General features: G+C 72.7%; 11 protein-coding genes and 1 pseudogene. 6 read left to right on the top strand and 6 right to left on the bottom strand.

Annotation, left to right across the window (positions count from 1 at the left end):
- Nucleotides 1–8 precede the first annotated feature (8 nt).
- The gene (locus tag E4P41_RS07390) at nucleotides 9–563 is read left to right on the top strand and encodes an FxsA family protein (RefSeq protein WP_135140255.1); all 555 of its coding nucleotides are present in this window, start codon (nucleotides 9–11) and stop codon (nucleotides 561–563) included.
- Between the two features lie 150 nt (nucleotides 564–713).
- On the opposite strand, the gene E4P41_RS07385 is transcribed toward E4P41_RS07390, so the two are convergent.
- Nucleotides 714–1,058: an RNA polymerase-binding protein RbpA gene (locus E4P41_RS07385; RefSeq protein ID WP_135140254.1), complete on the bottom strand. Its 345-nt coding sequence runs from the start codon at nucleotides 1,056–1,058 to the stop codon at nucleotides 714–716.
- Nucleotides 1,059–1,271: 213 nt separating this feature from the next.
- Between E4P41_RS07385 and E4P41_RS07380 the strand changes: the two genes are divergently transcribed.
- A complete protein-coding gene (locus E4P41_RS07380) occupies nucleotides 1,272–1,859 on the top strand; it encodes a class I SAM-dependent methyltransferase (RefSeq protein WP_135140253.1) in 588 nt (195 codons plus the stop codon).
- A 99-nt stretch (nucleotides 1,860–1,958) separates the two neighbouring features.
- On the opposite strand, the gene E4P41_RS07375 is transcribed toward E4P41_RS07380, so the two are convergent.
- Both E4P41_RS07375 and E4P41_RS07370 read right to left on the bottom strand, forming a co-directional pair.
- Nucleotides 1,959–3,311, bottom strand: a complete 1,353-nt coding sequence (locus tag E4P41_RS07375; protein ID WP_135140252.1) for an MFS transporter — start codon at nucleotides 3,309–3,311, stop codon at nucleotides 1,959–1,961.
- 91 nt (nucleotides 3,312–3,402) lie between these two features.
- Entirely contained in the window at nucleotides 3,403–4,179 is a 777-nt protein-coding gene (locus E4P41_RS07370; RefSeq protein ID WP_135140251.1) for a glycerophosphodiester phosphodiesterase, read from the bottom strand.
- A gap of 183 nt (nucleotides 4,180–4,362) precedes the next feature.
- On the opposite strand from E4P41_RS07370, the gene E4P41_RS07365 reads away from it, so the two are divergent.
- A complete protein-coding gene (locus E4P41_RS07365; RefSeq protein WP_245177164.1) occupies nucleotides 4,363–4,785 on the top strand; it encodes a hypothetical protein in 423 nt (140 codons plus the stop codon).
- A gap of 304 nt (nucleotides 4,786–5,089) precedes the next feature.
- A complete protein-coding gene (locus E4P41_RS07360) occupies nucleotides 5,090–7,477 on the top strand; it encodes an excinuclease ABC subunit UvrA (protein WP_209307581.1) in 2,388 nt (795 codons plus the stop codon).
- 52 nt (nucleotides 7,478–7,529) lie between these two features.
- Here the strand turns inward: E4P41_RS07360 and E4P41_RS23775 are convergent.
- Nucleotides 7,530–8,108, bottom strand: a pseudogene (locus tag E4P41_RS23775) (hypothetical protein); the annotation flags it as partial.
- A gap of 401 nt (nucleotides 8,109–8,509) precedes the next feature.
- Between E4P41_RS23775 and E4P41_RS23080 the strand changes: the two are divergent.
- Complete coding sequence (locus E4P41_RS23080) at nucleotides 8,510–8,752, top strand: VOC family protein (protein ID WP_348536467.1); 243 nt, start codon at nucleotides 8,510–8,512, stop codon at nucleotides 8,750–8,752.
- Nucleotides 8,753–9,165: 413 nt separating this feature from the next.
- Nucleotides 9,166–9,885: a M50 family metallopeptidase gene (locus E4P41_RS07345; protein WP_135140250.1), complete on the top strand. Its 720-nt coding sequence runs from the start codon at nucleotides 9,166–9,168 to the stop codon at nucleotides 9,883–9,885.
- Nucleotides 9,886–9,897: 12 nt separating this feature from the next.
- On the opposite strand, the gene E4P41_RS07340 is transcribed toward E4P41_RS07345, so the two are convergent.
- Together E4P41_RS07340 and E4P41_RS07335 are read right to left on the bottom strand one after the other, a co-directional pair.
- Nucleotides 9,898–12,261 carry a glycosyl hydrolase family 65 protein gene (locus E4P41_RS07340; RefSeq protein ID WP_135140249.1) on the bottom strand — a complete coding sequence of 788 codons (2,364 nt, stop codon included), beginning with the start codon at nucleotides 12,259–12,261 and terminating at the stop codon, nucleotides 9,898–9,900.
- On the bottom strand, nucleotides 12,258–12,989 hold the full coding sequence (locus tag E4P41_RS07335; RefSeq protein ID WP_135140248.1) for a beta-phosphoglucomutase family hydrolase: 732 nt from the start codon (nucleotides 12,987–12,989) through the stop codon (nucleotides 12,258–12,260). The genes E4P41_RS07340 and E4P41_RS07335 overlap by 4 nt, the downstream gene beginning before the upstream one ends.
- Nucleotides 12,990–13,142 lie beyond the last annotated feature (153 nt).

Genomic DNA, 13,142 nt, shown 5'->3' with positions numbered 1-13,142 from the left:
GGAGAGCCGTGGGACACCGCGTGCGCGTGCTGGCCGGGCTGCTGGCCCTGGCCGAGGTCGTCGTCTTCGTCCTGGTCGCCGGCTGGATCGGCGTGGGGTGGACGCTGCTGGCCACCTTGGCCACGAGCGCCCTGGGCTGGGTGCTGCTCGCCCGGCAGGGCACCCGCGCGCTGGTCGAGCTGCACAACCGCGCGCGGGAGCGGCGGCCGTCCGGACGGGCGCTGGGCGACGCCGGGCTGATCGCCGCCGGCGGCCTGCTCATGGTGCTGCCGGGCTTCCTGGGGGACGTCGTCGGCCTGCTGTGCCTCCTGCCGCCGACCCGGTTCCTGGTGCGTGGCCTGCTGGGACGCTTGGTGACCTCGCGACTGCCGGTCGAGCTGCGCGGCCCGGTACGTGTGCGCAGCGCCCGGGCGGAAGGAGCGCCGTACGCGGGCGGGCCGTTCGGGGCGGGGTCGTACGGTGCCGGCCCCTCCGGCCCGGCGTCCGGGCACTCGGCCGGCCGGCCGCTGGTCATCGAGGGCGAGGTCGTACGGGAGGAACCGACACCGGACTCCCGGAGTTGATCATGGGCTTCCGGCAGGGCTGGTCGGCGTGTCGGCGCGTGTCGCCGACAACGACCCCATGATCAACGCGGGACGAGCCGTCGGGTGACGCGGAACGGCCCCGGTGGGAGGGTCCCACCGGAGCCGTTCGGCGCTGTCGTGCGGGGTTGCTCAGCTGGCGCGGGTCCGCCGGCCGCGAAGCACCTCGAGGCGCTCGGCCAGGACCTCCTCGAGGTCCTCCACCGAACGGCGCTCCAGCAGCATGTCCCAGTGGGTCCGCGGCGGCTTCACCTTCTTGGGAGCGGGCTCGGCGCCTCCGACCAGTTTCCCGGCCGCCCCGTCGAACTTGCACTCCCACGTGTCGGGAAGCTCCGCGTCGTCCGCGAAGGGCACGGTGAACAGGTGGCCCGACGGGCACCGGTACTCCGCGTACTGCCGCTCGATCGGCGCGGTGTTCCGCTCGGTCTCGTAGCTCACGCTGCCCAGTCGGCTGCCCCGCAGGGAACGCTCGCCCATGGCACACCGTCCTCTCGTGCTGGTGGTGTCGGTCCGGCCCTCACCGTCGCAGCAGGGGGTACCCACTGCACGGCGGGATCGAAAGAACCAACGACAGAGTTCGCGGAGAGATTCCGCGGAATCGGTCCCACATCATCGCATGGGGTGGTATGGCGGCCGGTGGGCACCCCCCGACGGGGGAGCGACGAGGCGGCCCGGGGCACTCTGGCGGCCGTGACGACGCCGGCCGACTGGGACGCTCGGGCGCAGATCTTCGGCGCCGAACCGGGCCACGGGCTCACCGACCCGTCGGTGCGGGCGGCGTGGCGCGAGCTGCTGACTCCGCTGCTGCCGTCCCCGCCGGCGCGCGTCCTCGCCCTGGGCTGCGGCACCGGGAGCCTCGCCGTCCTGCTGGCCGGGTCGGGCCACGACGTCCACGGCGTCGACTTCGCGCCCGCGATGGTGGAGCGAGCGCGGGGGAAGGCCGCGGCGGCGGGCGTGGCCGCGCGGTTCCGGGTCGGCGACGCGAGCGCCCCGGCGGTGCCGCCCGGCTCCGTCGACGTCGTGCTGTGCCGGCACGTGCTGTGGACCCTCCCGGACCCCGCCGCGGCGGTCGAGCGCTGGGTCGGTCTGCTGGCCCCCGGCGGGCGCATGGTGCTGGTCGAGGGCCGCTGGGCCACCGGCGGCGGGTTGCACGCCGCGGACGTCGTCGACCTGGTGCGCACCTGCCGGGAGGAGGCGCAGGCGGTGCACCTGACCGATCCGGCGCTGTGGGGCCGCACCGTCGAGGACGAGCGCTTCCTCGTGCTCAGCCGCCGCTGACCTCACCGCGGGTCAGGGTGGACCTCCCGCCGTCCATCGGACCGTGGGGGCAGCGCCGGTGCGCCGGGACGGCGGACAGCCGCGGCTCTGTCCGGGGTTTCAGAGGCGCTCCGGCGGAGTGTTGCCCGCCGCGACGACCGCCCGTCGGATGGGCAGCGCGGCCAGCGCGACGAAGCCGGCCACGAAGAAGACGACGAGGCTCACGATCGCCAGCCGGTAGGAGCCGGTCAGTTGGTAGGTCAGCCCGAACGCCAACGGCCCCAGCCAGCTGGTGCCGCGGTCGCTGATCTCGTAGAACCCGTAGTACTCGGCCTCCTTGCCGGCCGGGATGAGCTGGCTGAACAGCGACCGGGACAGGGCTTGCGTACCGCCCTGCACCAACCCGATGACCGCGGCCAGCGCGTAGAACTGCGCGACCGCACCCTCCTGCAGGGAGAAGGCGGCCACCAGGACGGCGATCCAGGCCAGCAGCGCCCCCAGCACCGTGCGTTTGGCGCCGTAGCGGGCGGCCAGCCGGCCGAGGCCGAGCGCGCCGGCGACGGCCACGACCTGCACCATGAGGATCGCGCCGGTCAGCACGTCCTGCGCCAGCCCGAGCTCCTCGGTGGCGTAGACCGCCGACAACGAGATCACCGTCTGGACGCCGTCGTTGTACAGCAGGTACGCGCCGAGGAACCACAGTGTCAGCGGGAAGGCCCGCATCTCCCGCAGCGTCGCCGCCAGCTGGCGGAAGCCGCTGCGGGGCCGGGCGGCGCCCTCGCGCACCGGCCGGTTCCGCAGCCGGGAGACGGTGAAGACGGTGAAGGCGCCCCACCACAGGCCCGCGGTGGCCAGGCAGATCCGCACGGCCTCGCCGGTGGTCAGGCCGAGGGACGGCGCCCCCAGCACCAGCCCGAGGTGCACGGCCAGCAGCAGCGCCCCGCCGACGTAGCCGAACGCCCAGCCCCGGCTGGAGACGATGTCCCGCTCGTCGGGGCCGGCCAAGTCCGGCAGCCACGAGTAGTAGACGACGGTCGCGGCGCCGAAGCTGATGTTGGCGACGACGAACAGGGCGGCACCCAGCAGGTACCGGCCGTCTGCGACGAAGTACAGACCGGTGGTCGCCAGCGCTCCGAGGGCGGCGAACCCGGCGAGCATCTCGCGCTTGCGCCCCGTGCGGTCGGCCACGGCCCCGGTCAGCGGCAGGACGAGGACCTGCAGCAGCACCGAGGCCGACAGCACGTAGGAGAACCAGCTGCCCGGCGGGATGGCGAGGCCGAGGAAGCCCAGCCGACCGTCGGGGCCGGCCGCCTCCTCGGCGACCGACGTGAGGTAAGGCCCGAGGAAGACCGTGGTGACGCTGGTGTTGAACACCGACATCGCCCAGTCGTAGGAGTACCAGCCGAGGCGCTCACGGCGCAGCGCGCGGTCGGCGGGGGGACTGGTCGACCCGGTGGTGGCGGCGGTCGTCACGGCCGCAGGGTGTCAGCCGCAGGGGTGACCGTCCAGCGGGGCACGGTCACGGGGTGCTCTGGTCCATGCGTGACCACGGCCCCGATCCCGGTCACCGCGGGATCCACTGGCCGCGCCGCTCAAGGATGTCGCGCAACATCGCGGGCCGGTCGGTCATCACGCCGTCCACGCCGAGGTCGAGCATCGCCGTGGTCTCGGCCTCGGTGTTCACCGTCCACACGTGCACCTGGAGCCCGCGGGCGCGCGCCGCGGCGATGAACCGCTCGTCGACCAGCGCCCGGCCGCCCAGCTGCAGGGGCACCTGCGCGCAGCCGGCCGGGATGCGCACCAGCCCGGCCGCCCGGGGCGAGTAGGAGGACAGCCGCAGCGCGGCGACCCCGCGTGGGCCGAGCGAGGTGCACACCGAAGGCCCGAAGACCCGGCGTGCGGCAGCGATGCGGGCGTCGGAGAACGAGCCCAGGCAGATGCGGTCGGCCGCCCCGAGCCGGCGGACGGTCCGCGCCAGGGGCGCCAGCACGCCGGGGGCCTTGATGTCGAGGTTGAACCGGACGTCGGGCCAGGCGCCGAGCAGTTCCTCCAGCCGCAGGATCGGCTCCCGCCCGCCGATGCGGGCCGTGGCCAGCTCCGACCACGGCAGCTGGTCGACCCGGCCGGTCCGGTCGGTGACGCGGTCGAGGGTCGCGTCGTGGAAGACGACCGGCACGCCGTCGGCCGTCACTCGGACGTCGGTCTCCAGGTACCGGTAGCCCATGACCACGCAGGCCGCGAAGGCCGGCATGGAGTTCTCCAGGTGCTCGATGGCCCCGCCCCGGTGGGCCATCGCGATGGGGGTCGGCCCGTCGAGGAAGGCATAGCGGGCCGGAACCACGCCGACACGCTAACGCCGCTCGTCGCCTCGCCGGTCAGGGCATCGTGCCTCCTGCCGCAGCGGGCTCGTCCGTCCCGCTCGCCCACCCGGGGACACGGCCGGGCGGCCCCGGCGGGTCGGGTGTGCGGGGTGGGCCGGGCGTGTCCCCGGGTCCTGTCGGTACCGGCGTCTACGGTGCCCAGCGTGGCAGAGCGAGACACGATCCGAACGGTCGACGAGGAGGCAACGGCGGGGACCGGGCTGCCCAGCTCCCGCCGGGGGAGCGGCAGCGAGCGCCGGTGCGGCTGGTGCTGCCGGGTGCTGCCCCAGCAGGGGTCGGTCGGGCGGCCGCGCCAGTACTGCGGCCAGGCATGCCGGCAACGGGCCTACGAGCAGCGCTCGGCGACGGCGAGGGCCGGCCTCTCCGGCGACGTCGTCCTGGTGACCCGAGCCGAGCTCGACGGCCTGCAGGACCGGCTGTACCAGCTGCGCTGCGCCATCGAGGACGTGCAGACGTTGCTCGCCGAACGGCACACGAAGGCCGAGTTGGAACGCTCCCTCCACGATCTGGTGCGGTCGACCGGCCGGCTGGACAAGCTCTGGGTCGCCGAGCGCGCGGCCGGCTGACCGCACCCGGTCGCGTCAGCCGGCGTCCACGATGCCGTTGCCGTTGCCGCTGCCCTGCGACGGCTCGGACTCCTGGGTCGTCTCGGGGCCCGGGGGGCATCTGCCGATACGTCACCGTGACGTATCGGCAGATGGGCGGGAAGCGGGTCGGGGGAGGAGTGGCCGCGAGCCAGGTAGACAACGGCCGGTGCCGCGACCGGGCCGACGAAGGAGCCCCAGACGTACTGCTCCAGGCCGGTCGGCTCGAGCCAGGCGACGCTGACGGAGACCACGAAGGCGGCCCCGCCGCACAGATGGAGACACGATGAGCATGGCCACGAGGTCGGACACGCAGTCGCCTGCGCTGCACGTCGCCGACAGCCACGATCTGATCCGCGTGCAGGGTGCGCGCGAGAACAACCTCAAGGACGTCAGCGTCGAGATCCCGAAGCGTCGGCTGACGGTGTTCACCGGCGTCTCCGGCTCGGGCAAGAGCTCGCTGGTGTTCGGCACGATCGCCGCGGAGTCGCAGCGGCTGATCAACGAGACCTACAGCGCCTTCGTGCAGGGCTTCATGCCGACGCTGGCGCGGCCCGAGGTCGACGTCCTCGACGGCCTGACGACGGCGATCATCGTGGACCAGGAGCGGATGGGTGCCAACCCCCGTTCGACGGTCGGCACCGCCACCGACGCCAACGCGATGCTGCGCATCCTCTTCAGCAGGCTCGGGAAGCCGCACATCGGCTCGCCCAACGCGTACTCGTTCAACGTCCCCTCGGTGCGGGCCAGCGGTGCGATCACCATCAAGCGCGGCGGGAAGACCAAGGCGGAGAAGGCGACCTTCAACCGGCTCGGTGGCATGTGCCCGCGCTGCGAGGGACGCGGCACGGTCCAGGACTTCGACCTGTCGGCGCTCTACGACGACACCAAGTCGCTCGACGAGGGCGCGCTGACAGTTCCCGGCTACAGCATGGACGGCTGGTACGGCCGGATCTTCAGCGGTGCCGGACTACCCATGGACAAACCGATCAGCGCGTTCAGCAAGAAGGAGATGCACCAGCTCCTCTACGCAGAACCGGTGAAGATCAAGGTCGAGGGCATCAACCTCACCTACGAGGGGTTGATCCCGAAGATCGAGAAGTCGATCCTCTCCAAGGACGTGGATGGGTTGCAGCCCCACGTCCGCCGGTTCGTCGAGCGCGCGGTCACCTTCACGACCTGCCCTGACTGCGACGGCACCCGACTGGCGGAGGAAGCGCGATCGTCGAAGATCCGGGGGAAGAACATCGCCGACGTCTGCGCGATGCAGATCAGCGACCTGGCCGAGTGGGTGCGGGGAGTGCACGAACCATCGGTGGCGCCGCTGCTCACCGGGCTGCAGCACCTCCTCGACTCGTTCACGGACATCGGGCTGGGCTATCTCTCGCTCGACCGGCCGTCCGGCACCCTGTCCGGGGGAGAGGCGCAGCGCACCAAGATGATCCGCCACCTCGGCTCGTCGCTCACCGACGTCACCTACGTCTTCGACGAGCCCACCATCGGCCTGCACCCTCATGACATCGAGCGGATGAACGATCTGCTGCTCCAGCTGCGGGACAAGGGCAACACCGTGCTCGTCGTGGAGCACAAGCCCGAGACGATCGCGATCGCCGACCACGTCATCGACCTCGGCCCCGGCGCAGGTGCCGCCGGTGGCGAGGTGGTGTTCGAGGGCACCGTCGAGGAGCTCCGGAGCAGTGGCACGCTGACCGGGCGACACCTGGACGATCGGGCGACCCTGAAGCCGTCGGCGCGGACGCCGGCGGGAGTGCTGGAGGTCCGCGGCGCCCGCACCCACAACCTGCGAGGCGTGGACGTCGACATCCCGCTGGGCGTGCTCTGCGTGGTCACCGGCGTCGCCGGCTCCGGCAAGAGCTCGCTGATCCACGGCTCGGTCGCCGGCCGTGACGGCGTGGTGGTGATCGACCAGGGCGCGATCCGCGGCTCGCGACGCAGCAACCCGGCGACGTACACCGGGCTGCTCGACCCGATCCGCAAGGCGTTCGCGAAGGCCAACGGCGTGAAGCCGGCGCTGTTCAGCGCCAACTCCGAGGGCGCCTGCCCCACCTGCAACGGCGCCGGGGTCGTCTACACCGACCTGGGCATCATGGCCACCGTCGAGTCCACGTGTGAGGAGTGCGAGGGCAAGCGGTTCCAGGCGTCGGTGCTGGAGTACACGCTGGGCGGTCGGAACATCGCCGAGGTACTCGCGATGTCGGTGACCGAGGCCGAGGGCTTCTTCGACGACGGCGAGGCGCGCACGCCGGCCGCCCACAAGGTCCTCGACCGGATCGCCGACGTCGGGCTGGGCTACCTCGGCCTCGGTCAGCCGCTCACCACGCTGTCCGGCGGCGAGCGGCAGCGGCTCAAGCTGGCCACCCAGATGGCGGAGAAGGGCGCCGTCTACGTCCTCGACGAGCCCACCACCGGTCTGCACCTCGCCGACGTCGAGCAGCTGCTCGGCCTGCTCGACCGGCTCGTCGACTCCGGCAGGTCGGTCATCGTCATCGAGCACCACCAGGCGGTCATGGCGCACGCCGACTGGATCGTCGACCTCGGCCCCGGCGCAGGCCATGACGGCGGCCGGATCGTCTTCGAGGGCACACCCGCCGACCTCGTCGCTGCCCGCTCCACCCTCACCGGCGAGCACCTGGCGGCCTACGTCGGCAGCTGACCGGCGATCGGCGATTTGGTCGCCGATTGGCGCGGACATCCCCGTTGTTTCGTCACAGTGACGCAAGTGAGGGTCGCGGAGGATGTACCGGGAAGAGGGGTGCCCCTGGGTGCCGGGTGCCGGGCGGTCGACGTCCAGCGGGTCGTGACCGGGCGGAGATGATCACGATGGGCCGGACGGGATGATGCGCTGGACGCGGCGAATGATCATGGTCGCCAGGTTGGGGCCGCCGGCGATCGAGATCGAGCGATCCGGCGGCGTGACGGGAAAGCCGGCGTGACAGGCAGCATGCGTCGACGTCGCGACGACCCGGCGGCGAATGCGTCGCCGCCGGTCGCCAGGTCGAACGCTGCGGAACGGGGCGTCGAGGTCTCCACGGGTCGGCTCTCGGACGCACGGGGTCGACGCCGATAATGGACATTATGTCAACTCGGCCGGCGTCCCGGTATCCAGAACGCGGCGAACCCGCTCCCCGGCTACGCGAACGTCGGGATGTCGTAGTCCGCGAATCGGCCGTGACGACGACCAACCTGCGGCGCGCGGCCTGCGCGATGAGCATGCGGTCGAACGGACCGGCGTGGTGACGCGGCAACGCGCCAGCCGCGAGGCCGTCCTCGACAGTGACCGGTACCGCCTCGAAGTCGTGGGCAGCTCCTGCGCGAGCCCGTCGGGCACCGCGTGATCCGCGGCGCCGCGCGAGATCCGAGCTTGCTGCACATCATCGTCATCTTGATCCTTCACAGCCGGATGACCTGCTCCGCGGGGCTCTGGGGACCCATGCGCGTTCCCGCAGGAACGTCGTCAAGCCGCCGACCTGCCTACGTGCTGGTCGGCTAGCGCGCCGGCGACCGATGAGTTCGCCATCCTCGGGCGGTCTGCCCGTCGACGCCCACCTGCAGGAGGAGGACCCGTGCCGAGCAGCGTCATCCCGATCATCGTGACCTCCGACCTCGATCGCCTGGCTCGCTTCTACACGGGCCTCACCGGTGCCACGGAGATCAGCCGGGCGCCCGACCAGGCACGACGTTCTACCTGGGCCTGCGGGTCGGCGACTCCGAGCTCGGGATCGTCTCCGACGAATCGGTCGAGCCCGCTCCCCCTGGCCGGGTGCTGCTCAGTCGCGAGGTCGCGGACGTCGACGCCGTCCTGGCGCAGGTCGAGGCCCTCGGCGGCCGGGCATCCGCGCCCGCCGACGACATGCCCTGGGGCCAGCGGGTCGCGCACGTGCAGGACCCGGACGGCAACGCCGTCAACCTGACGACAAAAACGGGTTGAATCCCTCCAGCGGCTGGAGCCGGCCACCCGGACGCCGAGGGCCACGAAGACGGTGCCGCTGACCGCCTCAGTCGGTGACAGATCCGCGGACGCCGGAACCAGTCCCCCGCTGGGGCGACGCCGGCGGCCAAGGCCAGGTGGAGCCCGGTCAGCACGAAGACCGGCAGCGAGACGGCACGTCCACGGCCCGGACCTCGCGGGCCCATGCCTGTCCGGGTCGTCGTCGTTCTGGTTGTTCTGTGCGGTTCTTGTGTAGTGGGATTTGTTTGTCGCTAGTATATTGTTTATTAAGTTAGGGATAACGGACAAACGTCTGACGTCGCCGACCCGTTGCGACATCGGCGTCCGGGCCGCCGTCCGTGACCCCCGTGGCCTCCCGGACGCTCCCAGCTACATGCGGTTGACTCCCCGCCGTGGACGTCGTCGAGCAGCTCTGGGCCCGCGTCACCACTCCCCTCCCCGAGCTGCCGACCGCGGTCCTGCTGGGCGCCCTGGCCGCGGCCACCGTCGTCGTTCTCGCCCCTGCCCTGTGGCGACCGGCGCGCACCGTCGTGACGATCGCCCACGAGGGTGCGCACGGGCTGGTCGCGCTGGCCGCCGGCCGCCGGCTGGCGGGCATCCGACTGCACTCCGACACATCTGGCCTCACCGTGTCCGCGGGGCGGCCGACCGGGCTGGGGATGGTGCTCACCTGTGCCGCCGGCTACACCGGGCCGGCGCTGTTCGGGCTCGGCGCGGCGGCGCTGCTGGCCGCCGGCCACGCGGTCGGGCTGCTCTGGGCGCTGCTGGCCCTGCTGGCGCTGCTGCTGGTGCAGATCCGCAACTGGTACGGCCTGTGGGCGGTGCTGGCGACCGGCGCCGTCGTCCTGACCGTGACCGGGTGGTTGCCGCCGTCCGCTCAGGCCGCCTTCGCCGCCGCCGGTACCTGGTTCCTCCTCCTGGCCGCGCCCAAGACGGTGCTCGAGCTGCAGCGGTCGCGGCGCCGGCGGGCCGCGCCGGAGTCCGACGCCGACCAGCTGGCCCGGCTGACGCACGTGCCCGCGGTGCTGTGGGTCGGGGTCTTCCTGCTGGTCGACGTCGGCGCGCTGCTGCTCGGCGGCTGGTGGCTGCTGGGCGCGCGCTGGCCGGCCTGAGCCCCCGCCGCCTCAGCGGCGGCCGCGCCGCCGGGGGGCGGCGCCGTGCGGCTGGCGCACCGGCGCCACCTGCGGCGCGGCCGGGATGTCGGCGCCCACCTCCTCCGCGGTGACGGTGAGCCGCCGGCCGTGGTGGTGGACGTCGAGGGGCTCGCCCTCGGCGAGCCGGTAGGTGGCCCGCGTCGGTGTCACGGTCACCAGCAGACAGCGACCCTGGTAGTTCAGGCGGAAGCGCAGGCGGGTGATCTGCTCGGGCAACCGCGGAGCGAACTGCAGCCGTCCGCCGTGGTCGCGCATCCCGCCGAATCCGGCGACGGCGACCGTCCAGCCGCCGGCCAGCGACGCGATGTGCAGCCCGTGCCCGGAGTTGCCGTGCAGGTTCTGCAGGTCGGTGAGGGTGGCCTCGCCCCAGTAGTCGTAGGCCAGCGCCAGGTGCCCGGTCTCGGCCGCGACCACCGCCTGCTGGGTGGCCGACAGGGAGGAGTCGCGCACCGTCCGAGCCTCGTAGTACGCAAAGTCGGCGATCTTCTCCTCGAGGGTGAAGGCATCACCGCGCAGGTGCAGGGCCATCACCAGGTCGGCCTGCTTGACGACCTGCTTGCGGTAGATGTCGAAGTACGGGTAGTGCAGCAGCAGCGGGTAGCAGGCCGGCGGGGTGTTCTCGAAGTCCCACTCCTCGTGGTGGGTGAAGGCGTCGGACTGCATGTGCACGCCGTGCCGGGTGTCGTAGGGAACCGCCATCAGCGCGGCCGCACGCTCCCAGCACGCGGTCTCGTCCTCGGTCACGTCCAGGCGGCCGGCGACGTCGGGCTGGCGTTCCACCGCGGCGACGGCCTCGCGCAGGTTCCGCTGGGCCATCAGGTTCGTGTAGACGTTGTTGTCCACCACGGCGGTGTACTCGTCGGGCCCGGTCACGCCGTCGATGCGGAAGCCGTGCTCGTCGTCGAAGTGGCCGAGCGACGCCCACAGCCGGGCGGTCTCCACGAGCAGCGCCGCGCCGTGGTCCCGGTCGAACTCCTCGTCCAGGGTGGCGTTCCGATACCGGACGACGGCGTCGGCGATGTCGGCGTTGACGTGGAAGGCCGCCGTCCCCGCCGGCCAGTAGCCGGACGTCTCCTCCCCTCGGATGGTGCGCCAGGGGAACGCCGCACCCCGCAGGCCCAGCTCCCGGGCCCGCTCGCGGGCCATGTCCAGGGTCGAGTGCCGCCAGCGCAGCACGTCGCGGGCGGCATCGGGAGCGATGTAGGTGAGCACCGGGAGCACGTAGGTCTCGGTGTCCCAGAAGGTGTGCCCGTCGTAGCCGGGACCGGTCAGCCCCTTGGCCGGGATCGGCTGGCGCTCGGCGCGCAGGCCGGCCTGCAGCAGGTGGAAGACGCCCACCCGCACCGCCTGCTGGAGTTCCTCGTCGCCCTCGATCTCGACGTCGGCGTGCTGCCAGTGCGTGTCGAGCACCTCCCGCTGCTCGCGCAGCAGTTGCTCGAACCCGGCCAGCTTGGCCGTCGCCAGAGCGCCCTCCACCTGGTCGCGCAGCGCCGCCGCCGACCGCCGCGACGACCAGCCGTAGGAGAGGAACTTGACCAGCCTCACCGACGAGCCCTGTGGCAGCCGGGCGGCGAGGGTGAAGCGGGCGAGGTCGTCGGTGGCCTCGATGTCCTCCGTGGAGGTGTCCGGGACCTCGACCAGGTGGTCCATCCCGGCCGCCATCCGCAGCCGGCTGCGCTTGGTGCGGTGCACCAGCACCGCCCGGTACCCGCGGGCCACGGCCGACTCGTTGACCAGCGGGCGGGCCAGCGCCGCGGCCGCGCGCGGGTCGTCGGCCTCCGAGCCGGGGTCGACCGGCTCGTTGGCCAGCAGGTCCGACTGCAGGGCCACGTAGAGGTCCCCCTGCCCGTCGGTGCACTCGACCGTGTACTCGATCGCGGCGATCGAGCGGCGGCGCAGCGAGACCAGCCGGGTGCTGGTGACCGTGACCGTGCGCCCGTTCGGCGAGCGCCACTCGGTGGTGCGGCACAGCACACCGCGGCGCAGGTCCAGGGTGCGCCGGTGCTCGACGATTTCGCCGTAGTCCAGGTCGAGCGGGGTGTCGCCGACCAACAGCCGGATCAGCTTGCCGTCGGTCACGTTGACCACGGTCTGCCCCTGCTCGGGAAAGCCGTACCCGGCCTCGGCGTAGGGCAGCGGCCGCTCCTCGAAGAAGCCGTTGAGGTAGGTGCCCGGAACGACGATCGGCTCACCCTCCTCGAACGAGCCGCGCATGCCGATGTGCCCGTTGGACAGCGCGAACACCGACTCGTGGACGGCGAGGGAGGCGTGGTCCAGCCCGGTCTCGGTCAGCGCCCACGGCTCGATCGGAAAGTGCGGCCGCCCCTCGGTCATGTCGTGTCCCCGAGCAGCTCCGCCAGGTCCTGGACGACGACGTCCGCGCCGGACGCCGCGAGCGCGTCGGCCTGCCCGACCCGATCGACGCCGACGACGTAGCCGAACTCCCCCGCCCGCCCGGCGGCCACCCCGGCCAGGGCGTCCTCGAAGACCACCGCCGCGGCCGGGTCCACTCCGAGCGCGCGGGCCCCGGCGAGGAACGTGTCGGGGGCGGGCTTCCCCCGCAACCCCTGCGCCGCCGCGACCTCGCCGTCCACCCGGACGTCGACGAGCTCGGCGAACCCGCCGGCCTCGATCACCTGCCGCCCGTTGCGCGACGCGGTGACCACCGCGGTGGCCAGGCCGGCCTCCTTCGCGGCACGCAGGTAGCGGACCGACCCGGGGTAGACCTCGACGCCGTGCTCGGCGAGCTCGGCGTGCACCAGGTCGTTCTTGCGCCGACCCACGCCGTGCACGGTGGACGCGTCCGGCGGGTCGTCCGGCGTCCCCTCCGGCAACGTGACGCCGCGGCTGGTCAGGAAGTCCCGCACCCCGTCCAGGCGGGGCTTGCCGTCGACGTGACGGTTGTAGTCCTCCTGCGTGAACTCCGGCGCAGCCGGGTCGCTGCGGCGCAGGAACTCGTCGAACGTGCGCTTCCACGCGGCGAAGTGGACCGTCGCCGTCCGGGTCAGGACGCCGTCGAGATCGAACAGGCAGGCGCGGACGCTGCCGGGAAGACCGAGCACGACCCGACGCTACCGGCGTGCGGCCACACCCGCCGGGCCGGGAAACACCCTGTTCACCGGCGCGCGGCCCCGTCCGGGGCCTGCGAAGGGCGGGCAGGACGGGCGGCCCCCTGCAGGGTCCCGCCGTGAGCCTGCGAGCGGCGGGGGGCAGGG

It is taken from the genome of Geodermatophilus sp. DF01-2, assembly GCF_004571065.1.
GTDB lineage: Bacteria > Actinomycetota > Actinomycetes > Mycobacteriales > Geodermatophilaceae > Geodermatophilus.
This window is presented reverse-complemented; position numbering and strand designations above follow the sequence as displayed.

What these genes read in the sequence shown, in the direction of transcription:
- E4P41_RS07360 (WP_209307581.1), top strand. Translation starts at nt 5,090, where the DNA reads ATGAGCATGGCCACGAGGTCGGACACGCAGTCGCCTGCGCTGCACGTC.
- E4P41_RS07385 (WP_135140254.1), bottom strand. Translation starts at nt 1,058, where the DNA reads ATGGGCGAGCGTTCCCTGCGGGGCAGCCGACTGGGCAGCGTGAGCTAC.
- E4P41_RS07340 (WP_135140249.1), bottom strand. Translation starts at nt 12,261, where the DNA reads ATGACCGAGGGGCGGCCGCACTTTCCGATCGAGCCGTGGGCGCTGACC.